The 20988-nt window shown below is 58.7% G+C and carries 12 protein-coding genes, 1 pseudogene and 1 CRISPR repeat array; of the genes and pseudogenes, 3 read left to right on the top strand and 10 right to left on the bottom strand.

Annotation, left to right across the window (positions count from 1 at the left end):
* Nucleotides 1-7 precede the first annotated feature (7 nt).
* Nucleotides 8-1474: a CRISPR direct-repeat array (repeat unit 36 nt; unit sequence GTTCCCCCTTCGGGGGGATCCCTAGAAATTGGAAAC).
* A 440-nt stretch (nt 1475-1914) separates the two neighbouring features.
* A pseudogene (locus NW843_RS01865) lies at nt 1915-2547 on the bottom strand (metallophosphoesterase family protein); the annotation flags it as partial.
* Nucleotides 2548-2685: 138 nt separating this feature from the next.
* Here NW843_RS01865 and upp point away from each other — a divergent pair.
* Nucleotides 2686-3318, top strand: a complete 633-nt coding sequence (upp, locus tag NW843_RS01860; protein WP_414521946.1) for a uracil phosphoribosyltransferase — start codon at nt 2686-2688, stop codon at nt 3316-3318.
* A 53-nt stretch (nt 3319-3371) separates the two neighbouring features.
* Here the strand turns inward: upp and NW843_RS01855 are convergent, their stop codons facing one another.
* The 6 genes from NW843_RS01855 to NW843_RS01830 form a co-directional block, all read right to left on the bottom strand.
* Nucleotides 3372-8825, bottom strand: coding sequence for a response regulator (locus NW843_RS01855; protein ID WP_414521945.1), 5454 nt, complete (start codon nt 8823-8825; stop codon nt 3372-3374).
* Between the two features lie 191 nt (nt 8826-9016).
* Nucleotides 9017-11509, bottom strand: coding sequence for a methyl-accepting chemotaxis protein (locus NW843_RS01850; protein ID WP_414521944.1), 2493 nt, complete (start codon nt 11507-11509; stop codon nt 9017-9019).
* Between the two features lie 291 nt (nt 11510-11800).
* Nucleotides 11801-12319, bottom strand: coding sequence for a CheW domain-containing protein (locus NW843_RS01845; protein WP_414328792.1), 519 nt, complete (start codon nt 12317-12319; stop codon nt 11801-11803).
* A 115-nt stretch (nt 12320-12434) separates the two neighbouring features.
* Nucleotides 12435-12800, bottom strand: coding sequence for a response regulator transcription factor (locus NW843_RS01840; protein ID WP_011433531.1), 366 nt, complete (start codon nt 12798-12800; stop codon nt 12435-12437).
* Nucleotides 12797-13174 (bottom strand): response regulator, encoded by a 378-nt coding sequence (locus tag NW843_RS01835; protein WP_414328794.1) that lies wholly within the window; start codon nt 13172-13174, stop codon nt 12797-12799. Before NW843_RS01835 ends, NW843_RS01840 begins: the two co-directional genes overlap by 4 nt.
* A 188-nt stretch (nt 13175-13362) precedes the next feature.
* Nucleotides 13363-14505 carry a response regulator gene (locus NW843_RS01830; RefSeq protein WP_414350115.1) on the bottom strand — a complete coding sequence of 381 codons (1143 nt, stop codon included), beginning with the start codon at nt 14503-14505 and terminating at the stop codon, nt 13363-13365.
* A 233-nt stretch (nt 14506-14738) separates the two neighbouring features.
* On the opposite strand from NW843_RS01830, the gene NW843_RS01825 reads away from it, so the two are divergent.
* Nucleotides 14739-15023, top strand: a complete 285-nt coding sequence (locus NW843_RS01825; protein ID WP_011433534.1) for a YggT family protein — start codon at nt 14739-14741, stop codon at nt 15021-15023.
* A 22-nt stretch (nt 15024-15045) separates the two neighbouring features.
* Here the strand turns inward: NW843_RS01825 and NW843_RS01820 are convergent, their stop codons facing one another.
* The 3 genes from NW843_RS01820 to NW843_RS01810 form a co-directional block, all read right to left on the bottom strand.
* Entirely contained in the window at nt 15046-16164 is a 1119-nt protein-coding gene (locus NW843_RS01820; RefSeq protein WP_414350114.1) for an electron transfer flavoprotein subunit alpha/FixB family protein, read from the bottom strand.
* A gap of 172 nt (nt 16165-16336) precedes the next feature.
* The gene (locus NW843_RS01815; RefSeq protein WP_011433536.1) at nt 16337-17161 is read right to left on the bottom strand and encodes an electron transfer flavoprotein subunit beta/FixA family protein; all 825 of its coding nucleotides are present in this window, start codon (nt 17159-17161) and stop codon (nt 16337-16339) included.
* A 421-nt stretch (nt 17162-17582) separates the two neighbouring features.
* On the bottom strand, nt 17583-18665 hold the full coding sequence (locus tag NW843_RS01810) for an ABC transporter substrate-binding protein (protein WP_414521943.1): 1083 nt from the start codon (nt 18663-18665) through the stop codon (nt 17583-17585).
* 320 nt (nt 18666-18985) lie between these two features.
* Here NW843_RS01810 and argS point away from each other — a divergent pair, with 320 nt between their 5' ends.
* The gene (argS, locus tag NW843_RS01805; protein ID WP_414521942.1) at nt 18986-20782 is read left to right on the top strand and encodes an arginine--tRNA ligase; all 1797 of its coding nucleotides are present in this window, start codon (nt 18986-18988) and stop codon (nt 20780-20782) included.
* Nucleotides 20783-20988: the final 206 nt, after the last annotated feature.

Raw genomic sequence — 20988 nt, 5'->3', positions numbered from 1 at the left:
CCTGGGTGTTCCCCCTTCGGGGGGATCCCTAGAAATTGGAAACTATACATCTTCCACGACTACAACCGGTGGCTAATCGCGTTCCCCCTTCGGGGGGATCCCTAGAAATTGGAAACTTTAGGTATCCGAAAATAGTTCCCGCCTCCCAAAGCAGTTCCCCCTTCGGGGGGATCCCTAGAAATTGGAAACTTTTCAGTGAGCTGGGGGCGAAGCAGGGAGCGAAGCGGTTCCCCCTTCGGGGGGATCCCTAGAAATTGGAAACATATAGCATGCGGGGTCTCCGCAATAACATTGGATGTTCCCCCTTCGGGGGGATCCCTAGAAATTGGAAACCATGTGCAAATCCCCGTGGGTGGGGTAGGTGATCGAGTCTAGTTCCCCCTTCGGGGGGATCCCTAGAAATTGGAAACACCCTTGGGACCTTGAACAGGCCTTACGGGCTTAGGAAGCAGGTTCCCCCTTCGGGGGGATCCCTAGAAATTGGAAACTCGAAGAAGAAATCGTGTTCTGCCTAGTGAAGCAGAGTTCCCCCTTCGGGGGGATCCCTAGAAATTGGAAACTTCGTTAGAACGTCTGGATATTGGTCTCTTAAACCTGTCTTGTTCCCCCTTCGGGGGGATCCCTAGAAATTGGAAACTAGCACTGAACTTTTGCCTTAAACCCTGGAATGTATTGGTGTTCCCCCTTCGGGGGGATCCCTAGAAATTGGAAACTTCGTATATTTCACCACAGTCATTTTGTACCTCCCTGTTCCCCCTTCGGGGGGATCCCTAGAAATTGGAAACTTGCAGCCGAGGTCTGGGGCGACATCGTGATAGAGTACGTTCCCCCTTCGGGGGGATCCCTAGAAATTGGAAACCCTTTTCTACAAGTACCCAACCCCTGCGGGTTCTTGTGTAGTTCCCCCTTCGGGGGGATCCCTAGAAATTGGAAACGCCAACTAACCAGCCGAAACATCCGACCAGCTTACGCAGAAGGGTGTTCCCCCTTCGGGGGGATCCCTAGAAATTGGAAACTTAGTCAGCTCCCGAACCGGCCTAGTCGGCAAGCCCTTGGCTTGTTCCCCCTTCGGGGGGATCCCTAGAAATTGGAAACTCTCGGTAGCCCGCGAGGTTACTGGGCCCCACTTGCCGTCAGGTTCCCCCTTCGGGGGGATCCCTAGAAATTGGAAACTTCTCAATAGCGTCCCGGAAGATTTGGCCTTTGACGGGTTCCCCCTTCGGGGGGATCCCTAGAAATTGGAAACGGTCCAGCCCTGGATTGACAGGATCAATGCCGCAAAGCCAGTGTTCCCCCTTCGGGGGGATCCCTAGAAATTGGAAACGTGTTATCCACCTCAGAGAGTTCTTGCGCACCTTTGTTCCCCCTTCGGGGGGATCCCTAGAAATTGGAAACCTTTCCAATAAGTCCTAACGGCTTCAAAATTCTCTCTGTGATTGTTCCCCCTTCGGGGGGATCCTTAGAAGCTGGAAAAGAGAAAATCGAAATCAAACGAAACTGGGCCTGGTTATCAGGCGGGCAGCGAAAACAACGGCTGAAACGCTCCAGAAATCGGCCTGCTGGCTGGGGAAAGTCGGGGAAAGTGAGGTCTGGATCCCCGGCAGCCACCGCTGCCCAAAAGTAGCGCAATTGTGGGGCCAAGGCTTGTGCCTGTTCCAAAGGCAAATTCAGCGGTGCGGAGGTTAAAAACTTAACCACCGCTGGTTCGCTGCGCTGGGCCATCCACTCCCGGGAGAACGCTTGCAAATCGGGCCAATCGGGCAGGGATCCCACCCGGTAGCTCTGGATATGGACTTGGATTCCGGTCTCTCGATCCGACCGGATCTCGACAAGGCGGTAGGGGTGGGGAAAGCTGACCAAAGAGCCGGTGGTAATGTCGTAAACCCCCCCTCGTCGGGCGATGTGCTGGATGTGCAGATGTCCGGTGAACACCAGTTGCACCCCATAAGCTTGCAGCAGCCGCCGCAACTGAGAGGCATTCTCCAGCATGTAGCGACGCCCCCAGGGATGGAGAGACTGGCCGCGCAGATGCTCGACCACATTATGGTGCACCATCAGCAGCACCAGCTCTTCCTCGGCTGCCGCCAATTCTTTCTCCAGCCAGGTCAGTTGTTCTGGGGTTAGACACCCCACCAATTGACCCTGAGCATCAAAATGGTTGGAATTGAGGCCGATCAAACGGATCCCTGGCCGCAGAACCCGGCTGTAATCCAAAGACTGCCCATCCTCGTAGCCAAAAGCTCGGTAGTAGCGGGGAAAATCCGCCAAACCAATAGAGCGCCCGCTGGCCTCGGGCTGGGGCACATCGTGGTTGCCGGGCACCACAAAAGCCGGAAAGGGCAGTCGAGCCAGCCGCTCTGCCAGCCATGCATGGTTTTCCGGCTCCCCATGCTGGGTCAGATCCCCCGGCAACAGCAGAAAATCCAGAGGCAACTGCACCAGATGCTGCAAAACCTGTTCCAGAGCCGGGATGCTCACCTCTACCAGGTGAAATCGGCTGGGGTGATCCCAAAGGGTGGAAGGGAGGGTGACGTGGGGATCGCTCACCACAGCAAAGCGGATCTGCACGGATTACTCCCCTTGACAACAGCAAGCAGACAAAGCCTTCGGCCCACCGGGGGGGCAAGCGCTTCTGCTATTCTGACATCCATCACGGGATCCCGATTATCTCAGGAGCACAGCATGGTGGCCCAGGTGATTACCATCGATCACCCTCTGGTGCAGCACAAGCTCAGCCTCATGCGCCGTGTTGAAACTACAACCGCCGACTTCCGAGCGCTGATGCGGGAGATCAGCCTCTTGATGGCCTACGAGGTGACCCGCGATCTGCCCCTCAAGCTACAGCCCATTCAAACCCCGATGGCCCCAATGTTGGCGCCGATGTTGGCGGCAGAGAAAAAGTTGGTGCTTGTCTCCATCCTGCGGGCCGGCCAAGGGCTCCTCGACGGCATGCTGGAGCTGATCCCATCAGCACGGGTGGGGCATATCGGCTTGTATCGGGATCCCCATACCCTGATCCCCATCGAGTACTACTTCAAGGTGCCCACCGATATCGAAGATCGTGAGGTGCTGGTGGTGGATCCAATGTTGGCCACCGGCCATTCGGCAGCAGCGGCTGTAGCGCGCCTACGCCAAACCCGACCCCAGTCGATCCGCTTCATCTGCCTGGTGGCCGCCCCAGAAGGGATCCGGTATTTCCACGAACAGAACCCAGATGTGCCAATCTATACCGCTGCTGTAGACGATGGCCTAGACGAGCACGGCTACATCCTCCCCGGCCTAGGAGATGCAGGGGATCGCCTGTTCGGCACCCGCTGATACAAGAGTGCCATGCCTACAGCACCCCGTCCAGAACTGCACTACTGTTGTGATTAGGAAGTTGGGTTGGCCGCCAACAACTGTTCCCCTCTCAACATGCGGGCAGCAGCGCTGAGCAGCTCCTCTTCCAGATAGGGCTTGGTGAAGTAGGCAGTTGCTCCCAGCTCCCGTGCTGTTTGCCGGTGCCGTTCTGCCCCCCGCGAGGTGAGCATGGCAACCGGGAGATGCTTGAAGTTGCTGTCTTCCCGCAGGCGGGTGAGCAGTTCTAGGCCGTCCATCCGCGGCATCTCGATGTCGCAGAAGATGAGGTCGCAGGGCAGGCCGCCGCGCAGCTTTTCCCAGGCATCCTGGCCATCCCGCGCCTGTTCCACCCGGTAGCCCACCTTCTGGAAAGACATCGAGAGCAGCTCCCGAACGGTGATCGAGTCGTCCACGATCAACACGGTGGTCTGGCGCACCTCTTCTGGGGTTGGCTCCTCATCCCGGTGATCCAGCCAGAAGCGGTTGAGATCCCGACGGCGACCGTGGGCTATGTCCACCAGCTCGATGATGTCGGCAATCGGCAGGACCCGCCCGTTCCCCAACACCGTTGCCCCAGAAATGCCCAGTGGCTTGGGCACAGGCCCGCGCAGTTGCTTGATCACGATTTCCTGCTCTTCCACAAAGCTGTCCACCTGCAGGGCAACATACTGACCGGCACTTTGCAGGATGACAATGGGAATGATGCCCTCATCCTGGGTGATGCTGTACACCTCAGAACGGCTGCGGCTGTGGCTGCGGCTGTAGGCCAGCAGATTCGAGAGGGGCTGGAAGGGAAGGCGCTGATCCCGCCAGAGAATCGAGGGCCGCCCCTGCTCATCCGGCTGAACTTCGTCGGCAGGAACATCCAGCATCTCCTCCACGCCATCCAGGGGGAAGGCGATCAGGGCTTTGTCGCTGACACACACCATGGCCTTGGAAATGCTCAGGGTGAGGGGGAGGCGGATGGTAAAGGTGGTTCCTTTGCCCCGCGCAGAATCCACTTGAATGCTGCCGCGCAGATCGGTGATGTTGCGGCGCACCACATCCAAGCCAACCCCCCGCCCGGCCAGATCGTCCACCTCGCTGGCCTCGCGAACGCTGAAGCCGGGGTGGAAGAGAACGTTGAACACTTCGTCTTCATCGGCTTGCTCCGACAGCAGCCCCAGCCTTTGGGCCTTGGCCTTGACCTTCTCCACCGGGATCCCGGCGCCATCGTCCGAGACGATGATGATCGTCTGGTTGCCCTGATAGAAGGCCTTGACGGTGATCTTGCCCTCAGGGGGCTTGCCCGCCCGCCGCCGCTCCTCAGGGGTCTCGATCCCGTGTACCAGGGCGTTGTTCACCAGGTGGGTCATGGGGTCATAGAGCTCCTCCAGGATGGCCTTGTCGATGAGCGTGTCACGGCCTTCCACCACCAGGCTGGCCTGCTTGCCCGTTTTGATGGAGAGATCCCGAATGGCGCGGGGCAAGCGGTCGGCAACTTGCGAGAAGGGCACCATGCGCGCCCGGTTCAGGCCCTCTTGCAGTTGGGTGGTTACCTGCCGGAATTGGCGGGTGATCTGCTCGGCCTCATCCACGGCAAACTCGATGTCGGAGGAGGACTCGCGCACCCGCACGATGAGCTCAATGATCTCCTGGGCCAGAGCGTGGAAGGCCGTAAACTGATCCATCTCCAGCTTGTCGAACTCTTGGCCGGAGGAATGGCCGCGCCTGCCTCGGGTGGATCCCTCGCCATTTCGACCGAAGCCCACCGTTACCGTGCCGCCATAGGCTGAGCTGCTGCGGCTGGAGAACAAAGCCGATTCCAGCAAGGAGCGGTCATACTGATCCCGCATGCGCTGGCCCAGATCCCCTAGCTGTTGCACACGGCCCAACAGGCCATCCAGAAACTGGCGCAGACGGGTTTGGTTTTGCTCCATGGTGTTGCGGATGACCACCAACTCTCCCACCAGGTTGTTGATGGAGTCGAGGTGGCGCACCTCCACCCGCATCACAGGGTTGCTGAGGGCAGCAGTTCGCCGTGAAGTCGGCCCAGTTGCCGCCGGGGCAGCTGCTGGGGTGGGGGTTGCTGGAGCAGCAGCGGCAACTGGCGGCGAAGGTGCTGGCGCCGCAGCAGGTGCTTGGGCAGGAACCTCGAGATCGCCCAGGAGCGATTCCAGCTGGGCTGCAAAGTCGTCAGCAGCCTCGCCGCTCGCGGCTGCAGGGGATCCCACAAGGGGGGCGATAGCCTTTTCTAGCTCAGGGGTTACCGCCGGCTCGGCAGCGTCGAAGAGGGCGGCCAAATCGTCCAAACGGGGAGCCGGAGCAGCTTCCAGCGCCTCTTCCTCTGGGGTCTCGGCCTCGCCAACAGGAACGGCTAAGGATTCATCCTCTGCAAACAGGCTGGCCAACTGGCTTTCCAGATCGTCCTCCGCAGGCTGGAGGGCATTTTCTTCCTCCAGTGCGGCAACCGGCGGCTCTGGCTCAGACACGGGCACTTCCGCCAGGCTGCTCGCTTGCAAAGCTTCTGTGTCCTCCAGGAAGGTGGCAAGATCCAAGGGGGGTTCTTCTTGGGGCGCTTCCCCTTCTGCAAAGAACTGGCTCAACTCATCCAGATCCACCTGGCTGTCGCTATCCATGGCCGAGAGGGATCCCCTGGCCCCCAGGCTCAGTTCTTCTGGGTCGGATTCCTGGGTGAATAGGGCATCGAGACGGTCGAAGGAGAGCTCGGGGGAAGGGGCGACTGCCTCCTCAGCCGTGGGTTGCAGGTCTGCGAAAGACTCCTCCTGGACCGGGAACAGATCCTCCAGAAGCGCCCACTCCTGGGCTTCTGCTGTGTCCCCAGCTGCTGATTGGGTCAGGGGGATGGAGTCCCCATCGGACGCCTCCTCGAGGGTCTCGCCGGCGAAGAGATCCCCTAGGCTCAGCTCGGCTCCGAAGTCTGGAATTGGCGATTCCCTCGGCTCATTGGCCATGTCGGGCGACGTGGGGAAGGGTTCGCCGATAAAGAGATCCCCCAGTTGCTCAGCTTCGGCAGCATCAGCCTCAGCGATGTCCAGGGATGGGCCAAAAGAGGGATCCAAAAATACGGAAGGTTCACTTGCTTCCGGCATCGACCAAGCCGGATCGGCTTCTGCCGCAGGGGTGGAAAAAAAGCTCTCCAGGCTGTCTTCGGCAGTATCGAAGGCAGCAGAGTCGGCGAACTCTGAGGATCCCACCTCGTCGGATCCCGACTCTGCCAGATGATCTGCTGGGATGGAAAAATCCTCCGGCTGGATATCCGCGGAAAATTCAGCCCAGAGATCTGCTGCGATTTCCCTGTCCTCAAGGGCTTCCTGAAGGGGTGGGGACGGTTCAGCCGCCCAAGGATCGGCCTCCAGCTCACCAGCGGGAACGGCCTCCAAGTCCGGAAGCTGAGACCCTTCCTGCCGGAAAGCACTCTCTACGGGAAGTTCCTCCAGCTCAAATAGGGCCTCTACCCCGGCACTTGCGGCTTCGTCTGGGACAAAGCCGGATCCCTCGCCCATTTCCGCAGCAACGCTCTGGGCAGTCGGCTCCTGTTCAGCATCCCAGGCAGGCTCAGCAGAGACAAACCCCTCTGCCCCTTCACCCACCACTTCGGCAAACAGCTCCGCCAGATCGGCCTCAGCTCTCTCCTCATCCAACCTTGGGCTCAGATCCTCAAAGGTCTGCAAGAGGGGCTCAGGAGAGGAGGGGATCAGCTCCGTTGGGAATTCTTCAATATCGGATAGCGCTTCTGCGTTGGCAAACAGCTCGTCAAAGGCTGAGGTGGCTTCTTCCTCCAGATCCAAGGGAGTGGCATAGAGCTCCGCTCCGCTAACGCGACCGAAGTCGTCCGCAACAGAGGCCAAGTCAGCTCCCTGCCCGTCCTCTTCTGGGCTTTCTGCCGGCACGGCAGCTGTCCTCCAGTCTTCCTCCCAAGCCGCTTCGGCTCGGATCCCTGGCCAACTCAGATCCAAATCCCCCTCTTCCGCGGGAGCAGATCGGTGCTCTGAATCTGTTCCCGCCAGCGGGACGGAGTCCTCAGCAGTGCCCGCTTCCCCAAGGGATGAGGTCTGCTCTGCCACCAGATCCCAGCTTGTCTCTGCGCTCTCCTGCTCCGGCGACAGGGCAGCTCCGGGCTCATCCTCTTGAAAGGATGTCTCGGCGAGGGTTACCGCTTCCCAGCTCAGATCGGGGGTAGCGCCTTCCTCCGCAGGGATCCCAGCAGCCGCAGCCCAATCCTCTGGGGCACCCCCAGGTTCTGGGAATGACGGCTCTGCCTCAGACCCCCAAGCAAGGCCAAGGTCGAAGGGCTCAGGGACTTCTGGCTCTTCAGGGGCTGCCGGAACAGGGCGGAAAGCCAGCAACTCAGCCGAGGGTCGGATGGTGTTTGCCGCTCCGCCGGCCAGAGCTTGGTGCGCTTGCTTCAGATCTCGCAGCACCGGCAGGGCCAGTTGTCGCAAATCCTGGCCGGGATCCGCCAAAATCTCGCCGATCAAGCGGGTCAAATCTGTCCAGCCCCCCAGTTCCAGAGCCGAGGATTGCCCCAAATCCTGCAAAGATTGCGCCAGAGCTTGCAGAGCCGGTCGAGTGGCCGGGTCGTCAGGACGTTTGAACAGCTCCAGCATCTGGCGCAACAAGGCCGGGATCTGCTGATGCACCACCACCTCAAGAGGATCCGGTGGGGCAGGGGGAGCGGCAGGGCGAGCCAATTGTTGCAGTTCTGAAGAAGGGGCAACCTGTTCGGCCTTGCCGTCTAGGATGAGCTGCTGTCCCTGCTTCAAATCCCGCAGGGCGACCAAAGCCAGAGCACGCAGGTCGGCATCGGGGTTGCCCAGAGCTTGCTCGAAAGTTTCCGTCAACTGTTGCCAGCCCGCCAGATGATGAACTTGTCCGATCTCCTTGAGAACGGCATTCGCCGCTGCCAAGCGCTCTCGGACATCTGCCTGATCCCGTTGTTTAAACAGCTCCAGCATCTGGCGCAACTGCTGCGGCACCACCTCCGCCATGTCCTGCTGTAGGGTGCGAACCGCCGGCGACGAGACGGGAGTTGGAGCAAGGCTGGGAACAGTGCCCTCGCCAAGAAGATTTTGAATGTGCCTTTCGGTCTCTTGAAAAACCGGCTCCAGTTCCGCCAGGGTGGTGTTGCTGACTTCTTGGGTGAGGCCGCGGGGGCTCTGCAGCTCCTCCAACAACATCGAAAGCCCATCAAAGGCCCGCAGCAGCAGGGTTTCCAGGTGCTGGTCGACAGGCACTCCGCCTGGACGGGAGCGAAAGATGTTGAAAAAATCTTCCATGCGGTGGGCCGTCCGTTGGATGCTGGTGAGGCCAAGCATGGCAGCTCCCCCCTTGATGGAGTGAGCAGCTCGAAACAGCTCGTTGATCAGCTCGGGATCGCTCATGCTGTCCCGCAGGCTGAGGAGCACTTGTTCGATTGTTGCCAAGTGGTCGCGGGCTTCTTCGATGAAATAACTGAGGATCCGCTTTTGTGCTTCTTCATTCATGGCAGGAGGCCCTTCCTACAGCCCACAGGTATGCATCAGTAATAGCAGACCGGACAGATTGAGGCTCGCCTGAGCGAAGAGTCCGGCCAAAAGTCGGAACAGGGGGATCCCAGTGGCATTTGCTAAGGATCGATAACGTCTCCTGCATGGGGATCCTTGTCCCTAGAATGCCCTCAAAACAGCAGATTTGCTCATTCATCCCCAACCCGGAAGCGACCGACAGAAGTTTGCAACTCGCGGGCGATGCTCACCAACTGTTGGAGCGAAGCTGCCACCTTCTGCGCCTCCTTAGAGGTCTCGTTGGCGGTCAACTCCACCGATTGCATCACCTGCGCCACAGAGCGAGAGGTTTCCGTTTGTTGCACGGTGGCCTGAGAGATCGCCCGCACCAACTCGTCGATCCGGCGACTGACCTCGATAATCTCGTCCAGGCTGTTCTTGGCCTGCTCGGCCCGCCGCGTCCCCTCGATCACCAGTTGGGTGCCTTCTTCCATAGCCGTCATCACGTTGCCGGTTTCCGATTGAATCTGCAACACGATCTGCTCGATCTCCTTCGAGGCTTTGGCAGCTCGGTCGGCCAGTTGTCGCACCTCATCGGCCACGATGGCAAAGCCCCGTCCCGATTCCCCGGCTCGTGCCGCCTCGATGCTGGCGTTGAGGGCAAGCAGGTTGGTGCGCGAGGCAATTTGAGAGATCAAAGCCACAATTTTGGAAATTTCCTGCGAGGATTCCGCCAATCGCTTCACTTTGCGGGTGGTTTCTGCCACGGTTTCGCGAATTTCCAGGATGCCACTTACCGTGCGATCCACAGCTTCTCCACCCCGAGCGGCTGCTTCTGTGGCTTGGGCAGTCACGTTGGCCGCTTCGCGGGCGTTGCTGGCCACCTCTTGAATGGAGTCCGTCATCTCCTGAATGGAGTTGAGGGAGTTGGAAATCTCCTCCGCCTGGCGCAAGGCGTCGGCAGAGAGGCTGCGGGCAAAGTCCTCGTTCTGCAAGGCGGCATCGTTCACGGCGGCGGCGGCCCGCTTCACCTGGCTGACAATGTCTCGCAGACTGCGAATGGTCAGGTTAAAGGAGTCGGCCACAGCCCCCAGCACGTCGGCAGTCACCTCTGCCCGCACCGTCAGGTCTCCACGGGCAGCCCCTTCCACGTCGTCCAGCAGGCGAATCACCTGGCGCTGTAGGTCTTCCTTAGCTTGCCCTTGCTCGGCAGCCCGCTGGCTCAGTTCGGCGAAGTTGGCTTCAAGGGCAGCCGCCATCTGGTTAAAGCTGTCGGCCAAGCGCCCCAGCTCATCGTGGGTGTTGGCTGTGGCTCGTACTGAATAATTCCCCTGGGCCAAGGCGGCAAAGTGGCCGGCCAGCTCTTGGGCGGTGGAGCGAATTTGTTTGGCACTGCTGGCCCCGAGGATAACCCCTGCTCCTGTGCCGATCAGCCCGCCTCCAATCACCCCGGCAATCAAGCGAGCTCCCCCATTGGCCGGGATCCCAAGGCCAATCGCCAAGCCGGCAGCCAAGCTCACCGCTCCTTGGATAAGCGCTATGGCCAATTGCCGATCCCCAATCGGTCGGTTGGCGATCCCAGCAGAGGTTCTTGCCCCTTGTTCACCTACACTGGGAATAGGGAGGGAGGCCGTGGGCAGCAGAACTTGGGCCGCTCCGCTGCCGGTCTCCGCCATTGGGCTCATCCCCCCAATCGCCCCCTCGTTTGGGTGGAAGGCCCCCACTGGCTCGCCGCCATCCATGCCGGCAAGTTCACCATCCAAGCTGTCTAGCTCGTCAAGATCGAAAAGACCAGGGCTGGGACTGGCAGTATCTTCATCGGGGGCAGGGATCGGCTCACTCATGGGGGCAGCCAATTCGGTCGGCAGGCCTTCTTCCAGGGATCCCCCTTCCTCTTCCTCAAAACCAGGCAGGGAGAAGCCCATCTCATTGGGAAAATCGGCATCGCCGGCCAACTGCGTAATGGAGTCGGAGTCGCCTTCTAGGGCTTCCAGATGCTCTCGATCGAACTCGTTGAGGAAGGCAAAGTCATCTTCGACCACCGGATCGGTTTGAGGCCCGCCCTCTTCCGAGCCTACCCGTCGCGAGGTGGCCGGTGGTGTTACCCGAGAATGGGTTGGCATCGGGTGAGATAAACCCAGCGGATCAGCTCCCGGCATTTGCAGGCTGGTCTCAAAGGGATCCCTGAATCTCTCTTCCCCCATGAAATCGCTGCCAAGGCTGTCCGCCTCCAGCGGAAACGGATCTTGAGCAAAGGGATCCGCCTCCTCTTCCCCCATCTCCTCGAACTGCAAGAAGGGATCGGGAGCAGAGAAAGCCTCTTCCGAAAAGGCATCCGACCCAGGTGCAAACTCATCTGGAGAGCGAAACTCGTCCGCTTCTGGGGAATCGGGAAGATCCGCCAGCTCCGGTGCCATTTGCAACAGCTCTTCTAGACCCTTCCGGGCCGACTCCAGCTCATCGGGATCACTGGCTGTTTGTAAAATGGTGTTGTAGGTTTGGCGAGCTTCCAACAACTGCCCAGCTTGTTTTTGTGCCAAAGCCAGCAGCAGCTTGACAGCAGTATCTTGCGGTTCAGCAGCGGCCACTTGGTTGAACAACCGCACTGCCCGGACGTAGTCTCCCTGCCAAAAGGCGGCCATCGCATCGGTGTAGTCTCTCTGACTGTTCGCGCTCGGAACCATGGATCCTCCCTTCACTGCTTGCCTACCTCTGTTCACGCGTCAACACAGATGCAAACGGAACGCCCCCAACACCTCAAAACCCCATGGATGCAGGCTATCCCCCCTTTTCCACATTCAGTCAAGCAAGAGTGGGCCTTTCTGCCGCCGTCTCAGGGCTTACCCTCAACAGCCTCGACACGCATCGGTAGGGGATAGATTTGGTCCAACTTTCCCCATTGTGGCTGGAGTCAGCTTGGATCTTTGATAGGAACTATACACTTTCCTCTCGCCGAACTCACAGGGGGCCGCTTGTCAACCCCAACGATTGGATCGCAGGATGGCCGACTGATCCAGCAATGGCAAGCGCGATCCCGTTCCGGGCACCACCCATTCCCCTCGCAAAAAAGGAGCCATGGACTCAGGAGCCGTGAGGGCAGGCCGCACCAATTCAGTCTTCAGCCACTCCATGCCTACAATTAAATCCACAGCCAAGCCCATGAGCAAATCCTGTTGATCCATCACGGCCACCACAGGAATCTCGGCTCGGTCGATGTTCAGGGGCGGGCTGATCCCCAAAAATTGCCCCAGGTCTGCAACCCAGATGATCTCGCCCCGCAAATTCAGCGTGCCCAGCAAAACTGGGTCCACATTGGGCATGGGGGTGATTTTCTCTGGGCCAATGCTCATCACCTCCACAACCGATACCGCTGGCAGCGCAAATTCCTCCCCGGTGGCAATCTTGAACTTTAGGAATAGCTCACCTTCGGGAGCCTCCATCTCCCGCAACTCTTGGGTCTCATCCCCCATCAATAAATCCAGATCCCCCAGCATGATGCTCCCCCGCATGGATAGTCTTGTGGACTGTTGATCCCGCCCCCCTCCCTGCTTAAAACGCAGAGTCGTTCTCAGGACCTACCGAAAGGCGTGGAAGCAGAAGGGGCAGCTCTCAGCCTCTCAGTAATTGCTTAATCGTACCCACCAGTTCCTGGGGCTGGAAAGGCTTGGCAATGTAGGCATCCGCTCCCTGGCGGATCCCCCAGTAGCGGTCAAATTCTTCGCCCTTGGAAGAACACATGACGATGGGCGTTTTTTGGGTGAGAGGGTCGGCCTTGAGAAGACGGCACACCTCATAGCCGTTCATGCGCGGCATGACGATGTCCAGCACGATCAGGTCGGGTTTGTTTTGCTTCACCGCCTCTACGGCCTCCACCCCGTCTTCCACAGTCATCACCTCGAAGCCGTTTTCCTGCAGCAGCTTGCTGATCATCTCCCGCTGGGATTGGCTATCTTCCACCACCAAAACGCGACTCATTTCCGATTCATCTCCCGCAATTGATGTTTGATGGTCGCCAGGAGCTCTTGGGGCTTAAAGGGCTTGGTTACATAGGCATCCGCCTGGTTGCGCCTGGCCCACTCGATATCAAAGGTCTGGTCTTTGGTGGAACACATGACGATGCGAATGTGTTTGGTACTTTCATCCCCCTTCACTTCCCGGCATACCTCGTAGCCGTTCATGCGCGGCATGACAATATCCAGCACCACCACATCAGGCTTCTGCTGGCGAATGCACTCCATTGCCTCTACGCCGTCTGTTGCTGTGGAGACTTCCAAACCGTTCTCGGAAAGCAAGCTGGAAATGGTCTCCAGGTAGGTACGGTTGTCATCCACCACCAGCACTTTGCTCATCGCCGTCTTGCTCCTTTTGCACTCCCGCGCAACCGTCGGGCTGCTTTGACTGAGGTTTGCTCTTGTAACCTCACCTGGCTCCCTGGCTCCGGGCCGGCCATGCTACCCCTATTGTTTCGGTGAGGCCACTCTTCTGTCCAGTACTTCGCCTATAGTCTTCTGTGCCAACATTTTGGCTACCCCAACGCCTATTCGCCACCGCCCCGTTTGGGGGGAGGGCCCACGTAGGATTCGACAATGGTCAACAACTCCTTTTCCGCAAAGGGTTTGCTCAAAAATTCGTTCGCTCCGGCCATGCGGGCCTTAATCCGGTCGGTAAAACCATCCTTGCCGGTCAGCATAATCATGGGGGTTTCGCGGAACTGGCTGGATTTGCGCAACATGGCGCACAGCTCATACCCATCCAACTTGGGCATGGCCACATCGCAGAGAATCATGTCGGGGTTGAGAAGAAACACCTGTCCCAGCGCTTTGAGAGGATTGCCGATGGTGGTAACCTGGTAGCCCTCGTTTTGCAGGATGAACTCTACGGTTTTTTGGATGGCCATGGAGTCGTCGATGCAAAGGATGTGGCTGGGCTTATCGCTGGGTTTGAGGGGACGGCTGGGCTTGGGCTCCGCGATCAAGACGGGCTCGGACAGTTGAATGGCCCCTTGGCGGACGTAGGGATAGATGGCCTTGGCCACCGCCAGGGTGTCTCGACCCAGGTAGCGACCCATCTGGCGAATGCTGGTTTTGCCGTCTGACCACTCGCTCAGGGCTTTGAAGACGGGGGCGGGCAGGTTTTGCTGGAGCGGCAGGGGGTTGACGATGGTGGGAGCTTGGTTGGGAGCTTGGATGTAGGGGTGCAGCTTTTTCCACTCCTGCACTTGGGCTACGATCTCGGTGAGCAGGGGGGTAACGGGGAAGGTGGTCAATTGGGGGGCCAGGGGGGATCCGGCCTCGAAAATGAAGGAACCCTGGTGGAGGCTGAGCAGGTCGAAGAGGACTTCCCGCACCATGCCCAGCAGGATTTGCTTGCCCTGGTTGGGGTTGAGCTTGTGGCTTTCCAGCAAAGACCAGAGGCGGTTGTATTCGGGGGCGTTGACCGCGGCTTTGTGGGGAATTTGAATTTCCTCCAGGGCGGCTTCCAGCTTGAAGCGGTGCAGATAGTCTCTGAGGCGGGCAATGTTCCCTTCCGTTTCAGAGGCGTAGATAATCCGCCCATTCAGGAAGAAGACAAACCAGTAGACAGAGGGGCTGGCCTCTACAAAAAGCTCACCGGTGCGCTGGCCCAGCTCGATGAGCTGAAGGATGCTGCGGATATCGATCTCTTGTAGTTTTCCTTGCATGGGATCCCTGCCTGCAGTCCAGCAAGATACGTCTATTATGACGCTAGTCTTTAACTGTTGCTGCCCCGCCGGTAAGGCCATTTTCGGGAAGAGGGTTAAAGTTTAAAAAAGTTGGGGTTTGACTTGGGCCGAGCGCCTGCATTCCCCGAGGTATCTCTGGACTCCAGCAGACCCTCCCAATTAGAGCAAAATGGAGAGAACTGCCACCAGTAAACCTGTTCTTTGAGTAACCTATGCTGCCAATTCTCACCTCTTGGGTGCTTGGCCCACTGTTGGCGCTCTACACCCTCCTGTTTGTGCTGCGCATCTTTCTGTCGTGGTATCCGCAACTGGATACTTCTCGGTTGCCCTACTCGTTGGTGGTCGGCCTGACGGAGTTTCTGTTGCGCCCGACCCGTCGCCTGATCCCGCCTCTGGGAGGTGTGGACATGGCCCCTGTGGTTTGGGTGGGCCTGGTTACCCTGTTGCGGGAGGTGTTGCTGGGGCAGCAGGGGCTGCTGACAATGGCCCTGCACTGAGAGCGTTTTTGCCAACCATCTCTCATCGACTCTGCAAAATTGGGATCCGCTCGCCGAGGCTCTGGAAAGGCTGGCCCTCGGCGCCTTCTCGGAGCTCCTCCTGTCTCTGTCGCAGTTGCCGGATCAGCTCCGGCACCACCTGGTAGAGATCCCCGACAATGCCGTAGTGGGCAAATTTGAAGATAGGAGCGGCGCTGTCTTTGTTGATGGCAATGATCGTCTGGGATTTGTCCATGCCCACGCGATGTTGAATGGCCCCAGAAATGCCGCAGGCGATGTAGAGCTGGGGGCGGACGGTCTTGCCGGTTTGGCCCACCTGGTGGGCATAGGGGATCCACCCAGAATCCACGGCCTTGCGGGAGGAGCCGACGGCGCTGTTGGGGAAACAAGCGGCCAACTCCTTCAACAGCTCAAATCCCTCTGGGGATCCCAGCCCGTAGCCGCCGGAAACGATCACCTTGGCGCGGGTGAGATCCACCGCCTGGGACAGGTTGCGCACCGTTTCCACAATCTGCAGGCGCAGATCGCCGGGATCCAAGTTGACCGGCACCGGGATCACGTCCCCCTGGCGGGATCCATCCCAGGGCAGAGGCACCATCACCCCTGGGCGCACCGTGGCCATTTGGGGGTTTTTCCACGGGCCGAGGATGCGGGCCTTGAGAGATTCGCCAAAGCTGGGCCGGATGGCGTAGAGGCAGTCGGGGAAGAGGCCAGACTTGCTGGGATCTTTGCTGTTGGTGTACTCGAAGGGGCCAATGTCCAGCTCGGTGCAGTCTGCCGTCAGGCCGGTCTCCAGGTGGGCGGCCAAGCGAGGGGCCAGATCTCGCCCGGTGGTGGTGGATCCCAGCAGGATGGTGTGGGGTGGTTGGGGCCAGCTTTTGATCAAGTCCGTGATCACCCGGCGGTAGGGCAAGGTGCGGTATTCGGCCAACTCGGGGTGATCGGCGATGAAGACTTGATCTGCCCCGTGGCCGATCAGAATTGGGGGCAAGTGGGCAATGTTGTATCCAAGCACAAGAGCGCTCAAGGTGGCTCCCAGCTTATCGGCCAGCCGCCGCCCGGCCCCCAACAACTCTAAGCCAATGGGCTGCAGTTCCCCGTTCACCTGCTCGGCGAAGACCACTATCCGCTTGCGATCCATAAAACTGTGACTCCTAGGTTGAGATCGGGATTGAATCGGGTTGGGGTTGCGACGATGTCAGCAGAGTCCTTCTGGGTCAACTTTTCACCGCAGCCAGCTGGCCTGGGGTCGATGATCAGACAGTGATGATTGAGGGGCGATGGGGGGCCGGTGGGACGCAAGATGTAAAGATCTAGGAGGTTGCGGCGTAGCGGGAGAGGTCAACGGCCTGGGTCAGTTGGTTGACCAGTTGGGGGACGGATTGTCCCTGAAAGACCTGACAGTTGCCGCCAATTTCCCCCACTTTTTCGGTGGCAGCCACGATGGTTGGGGATCCCTTGAGACCGCAGCGCTCCGGGTCTGCCCCCACATCGTCCAAGTTGAGGATCTGGATTGCCTCGGCCCGTGCCATTTCATCCCGCATTAGCCGCTGCACCCGCTGCACACCCCGTAGAGTGGGGTAGGCCAAACGCCGAGCGGAATTGGCCACCGTAATCAAAACCGGCAGGGGCACCATTACGATTTGGGATCCCCCTTCGATGGCCCGCCGCGCCACCAGGATCCCATCCCGAATCTCGAAGGCTTCGCAATAGGTGACCTGAGGGATCCCCAATCGCTCCGCCAGTTGTGGCCCCACCTGGGCCGTATCGCCGTCGGTGGTCTGGAGCCCGCAGAAGATCACATCAGGCCGGCCAGCATAGCGAACCGTCTGGGCCAGAGTATAGGCAGTGGCTAGGGTATCGGAAGCGGCCAAGCGGCGGTCGGTCATCAAAATACCCCGATCCACCCCGTGGGCAATGGCCTCGTAGAGCACCTCAATGGCCGGGGGTGGCCCCATTGTAATTGCCGTTACTCTCGCCCCGTGTTGCCGTTTGGTTTGCAGAGCTGCTTCCAGTGCATAGCGATCAAAAGGGTTTAACATCCGCTTGGCCTTGGCGCGATCGATCGTGCCGTCACTGTTGATGCCGGCCTTGGCATTTTGATCAGGAACTTGCTTAATCAGAACAAAAGTTTCCAAGGGCCTAAACTCCCTAGTGATCCCCTCCAGGTTAAAAGGGATCCCTGGGCGCCACACACTTATTCAGCTTTTTTTCGGGATCGGAAAAGCCACCCCGGCATTAAGCCCTCATAAGCTGCCTTTCCCAGCACATTGGTTTCCCAAGTTTAAGTAACCTTAAACAAAGTTTGAGATATTTCCTCACTGCTCTGGGTCGCTTGCGGTTCTCCCCTCAAGAGAAATTTGGGCTCCCTCCTGTGAACAGGACAAGCTTTGGGAATATCTCGCTTGGATGACAGAGCCAATCGCGACAGCGGGCCGTAGGCCTTTGAGCTACGTCTCTCACCGGTCATCGAGAAAAGTTGACCAGCTGGCAGGAAGGGCTAGCTGTCTGCAAAAGTCAACAGACAGAGGCCTCAAAGTTGGTACCGGATCATCCAGATCAGCCGATCATCCGCTCGGATTTTGGGGGAAGCAGGCTGTTGTCAAACACTTTCTTCAAAGGGGGCTTGCTAGACAAGCCAAAGCCATCCACCACCTGAGCAATTGAGGTTTCCATACGCGCGGGCACCACATCCCCCAAGCCAATTTCTCGCACCTCATCGGTAACAAACAGGCGCGGCATGGCCAGGGCGAGGCGCAATTTCTCAGTTGCCATATCCAGCACCTGCCCCTCGGCTTTGGCTTTGTCCAGAAGGGCCAACATGTTGCCATCGGTGTCGCGGATGGTGTCTTGCCAACCCTTAACATACGCCCGCAAAAAAGCTTTGAGCTGCTCCGGTTTTTCCTGCAGCAATTGCACACGAGTGATGAGCGCATTGCCGTACAGCTCAAGGCCATAGTCGTTGTAAAGGAAAGCCGTGATGTCCTCCAAGCTGACCCCGCCCCGCACCAGATTGGGCATGGCCGAGGTCATAAAGCCGCTGATGGCATCCACCCGACCTTGGATGAGGAAAGGTTCGCGCAACTGTGGCTCCATGGTCAGCCACTCCACCGACCCCGGATCGATGCCGACTTGCTTGGCAAAGACCGGCCAGAGCCGACGCGGCGCATCCCCTGCCGGTGCTCCTAGCTTCTTGCCCGCCAGTTGGGCCGGCTCCCCAATGCCCTTATCTTTCAAGGTGTAGATGCCAAAGGGAGAGCGATTGAAGTGGACATAGATCGCTACCAAGGGCACGTCCGGATTTTTGGCATTGAACTCGATCATGGAGTAGGGATCCCCTTCCCCCAGGTCGTACTGGCCAGCGGCAATCTTGGTGATGGAATCGGCGGAGCCATAGCCGCGCTCGTAGGTGACCTCCAGCCCCTCTTCGGCGAAGTAGCCCTTCAAGATCGCCGTTACAAGGGGGGTATCCATCGAAGAGGGCAACCAAGAGAGGGTAAACTTCAGGGGCGTCAGTCCCTGGGAAACCAGAAGCGGCCCGCGGCTCTGAGCCCTCGCCTTTAGCCCTCCAACGGCAACCCAAGAGGCAGCCGCAGCAGCAGATTGAAGGAATTGACGACGCGACGATTTCCGGATGGACATACTAGTAAACTCCACAGCAGCTGTCTCAGCAGAAATCCGCAAGCGGGAAGGCGAGCATTACCGCCAAACAACCTAGCAAAGCAGAGTTAAACTTTTGTATTCGGTGATACTTTGTACCCAAAAGCTTGGCCTAAAGCTCTGTCCCGTCAATTTGTCAGAGCCATCTTCGCAAAGCAGGCGAGCAAAAGCAAAGTTTGGCTGGAGGAGCATCTATTCTTTTGTCAGATTTTGTCAGAGCCGGTTGGCTGTCGATATGATGATGCTTTTACTGCCCCAGGCATCCCTGGAACCTCTCTCGACGTCTGCCGACACGAACAGCCATGGCCACTCAACCCGTATCCACCTCGCTGATTCGGTTTCTCACCGCCGCCGTAGCCGAGAGCATTCGACGGGCCTCAGAGGCGGGGCAACTGGGATCCCTGGCTCCCCCACAAGCCGCAGCCATTGCCCCCGTGATCCAGATCCCCAATGACCCTCGCTACGGCGATTACGCCTGTCCCACCCCCCTGGGCATGGCCAAGCTCTGCCGCCTAGCACCGGCCCAGATCGCCCAAACCCTGCAAAAACACTTGGATCTGCCGGACATCGAAACTCAGGTGGCGGGAGGAGGGTATCTCAACTTCCGGCTGGGGGATCCCTTTTTGGCCAAGCGCTTGCAAGAGCTGCTGCATCTGGGAGAAAACTTCGGCAAAACAGCCATTCCCCATCCTGAGCGCATTCTGCTGGAGTTTGTCTCCGCCAACCCGACGGGGCCTTTGCACGTCGGCCATGGGCGCTGGGCTGCCGTTGGCTCTACGTTGGCCAACTTGCTGCACTGGACGGGCCACCAGGTGGAGCGGGAGTTTTACATCAACGATGCCGGCAACCAAATGCGGCTCCTGGGCCAGTCCCTCGAGGTGCGGGTGCGGCAACTGCAGGGGGAAGACATCGCTTTGCCGGAAGATGCCTATCACGGCACCTACTTGATCGAGATGGCCCAACGTCTCTTGGAGCAGGTGAAAGCCGGGATCCGCCCTCTGCCCACCACCCTAGAGGAGTACACCGATTTTGCCTATGGGGAAATGCTGGCCTGGCAAAAGCAGACCCTGCAACAACTACGCACCGAGTTTGATCACTGGTTTAGCGAGCGCCGCCTGCACACCCCCGATCCCCAGACAGGCCTGAGCGCCATCCAGCAAGCTTTGCAGGAGCTGCAAGAGCGCGGCTTTCTCTACAGGGCCAAAGCGCCGCGGGGTGAGGATCCCAAGCCAGGGGCCGAAGAGGCCGTCTATTTCAAAACCCAAGAATTTGGCGACGACAAGGATCGGGTGGTGCAAAAGGCCGATGGTTCGTTCACTTATCTAGCCGCCGATATTGCCTACCACCGGGATAAAGTGCAGCGGGGATATCACCGGCTGATCAACATTCTTGGCTCGGATCACCATGGCTATATAGGCCGCTTAAAGGCGGCGGTGGGTGCCTTCAGCCCAGATGTCAAGCTGGAAATCTTGATTGGACAATTTGTCAAATTGTTCAAAACCGACCCGCAAACCGGTGAGAAAACCGAAGTGCGCATGTCCAAGCGCACCGGCAACTTTGTCTCACTCAATGACCTGATCGAAGATCCAGAAATTGGCGTGGGGGTCGATGCAGCCCGCTGGTTTTTGCTTAGCAGCAGCATGGACAGCCCCATCAACTTCGATTTGGATTTGGCCGTCAAGCAAACTTTCGATAACCCGGTCGTGTATGTTCACTACAGCCATGCCCGCTGTTGCACTCTGCTGCGGCGGCTACAGGAAGAAGAAAAGGTTGAACTGACCAACAAAGTCCCTTTGACGGAGCAACAAAAACTGCCCTACAAAGAGCCAGAAGAGCGGGCCCTGCTGCTGCGCTTGTTGGCCTTGCCGGATGAGCTGATCGCCGCTGCCGAAGAGCGCGCTCCCCACAAGATCATCCGCTATGCAGAAGCCATCGCCGCCGATTTCAACAAGTTTTACGACAACTGCCGTATTTTGCCGCTCTTGAAAGAGGATCCCCTTTTGGCCCAAGCCCGCATCCAATTGGTGCAGGCCACGCAGCAGGTTTTGTTTAACGTCCTCACCGGCATTCTCGGCCTGAGCGCGCCGGAGTCTATGTGATTTACGAAGGAGTGCCGTAAGGCCCCCAGCTCACGCTCTGGGCGGAAGCCAGCTATAGCGGTCGCGAGTAGGTCAATTGCAATAAACCGTTCCACAACGCATAGTCATTTATCTCACCGTCAAGGTGAAACAAACGACCGGTTGCTTCCTGCTAAGGCCTCTGGCCCGCTAGCGCGATCAGTTGAAATAGATGGTAATAAAAACCA

Origin of the sequence: Synechococcus sp. R5-12, assembly GCF_047502655.1 — a bacterium.
Classification (GTDB): Bacteria; Cyanobacteriota; Cyanobacteriia; order Thermostichales; family Thermostichaceae; genus Thermostichus.
The sequence above is the reverse complement of the archived record's forward strand: the minus strand, read 5'-3'. Positions and strand labels throughout refer to the sequence as shown.

Coding starts and splice junctions, on each gene's coding strand:
- NW843_RS01855 (WP_414521945.1), bottom strand. CDS start 8,825: ATGAATGAAGAAGCACAAAAGCGGATCCTCAGTTATTTCATCGAAGAA.
- NW843_RS01850 (WP_414521944.1), bottom strand. CDS start 11,509: ATGGTTCCGAGCGCGAACAGTCAGAGAGACTACACCGATGCGATGGCC.
- NW843_RS01845 (WP_414328792.1), bottom strand. CDS start 12,319: ATGCTGGGGGATCTGGATTTATTGATGGGGGATGAGACCCAAGAGTTG.
- NW843_RS01840 (WP_011433531.1), bottom strand. CDS start 12,800: ATGAGTCGCGTTTTGGTGGTGGAAGATAGCCAATCCCAGCGGGAGATG.
- NW843_RS01835 (WP_414328794.1), bottom strand. CDS start 13,174: ATGAGCAAAGTGCTGGTGGTGGATGACAACCGTACCTACCTGGAGACC.
- NW843_RS01830 (WP_414350115.1), bottom strand. CDS start 14,505: ATGCAAGGAAAACTACAAGAGATCGATATCCGCAGCATCCTTCAGCTC.
- NW843_RS01825 (WP_011433534.1), top strand. CDS start 14,739: ATGCTGCCAATTCTCACCTCTTGGGTGCTTGGCCCACTGTTGGCGCTC.
- NW843_RS01820 (WP_414350114.1), bottom strand. CDS start 16,164: ATGGATCGCAAGCGGATAGTGGTCTTCGCCGAGCAGGTGAACGGGGAA.
- NW843_RS01810 (WP_414521943.1), bottom strand. CDS start 18,665: ATGTCCATCCGGAAATCGTCGCGTCGTCAATTCCTTCAATCTGCTGCT.
- argS (WP_414521942.1), top strand. CDS start 18,986: ATGGCCACTCAACCCGTATCCACCTCGCTGATTCGGTTTCTCACCGCC.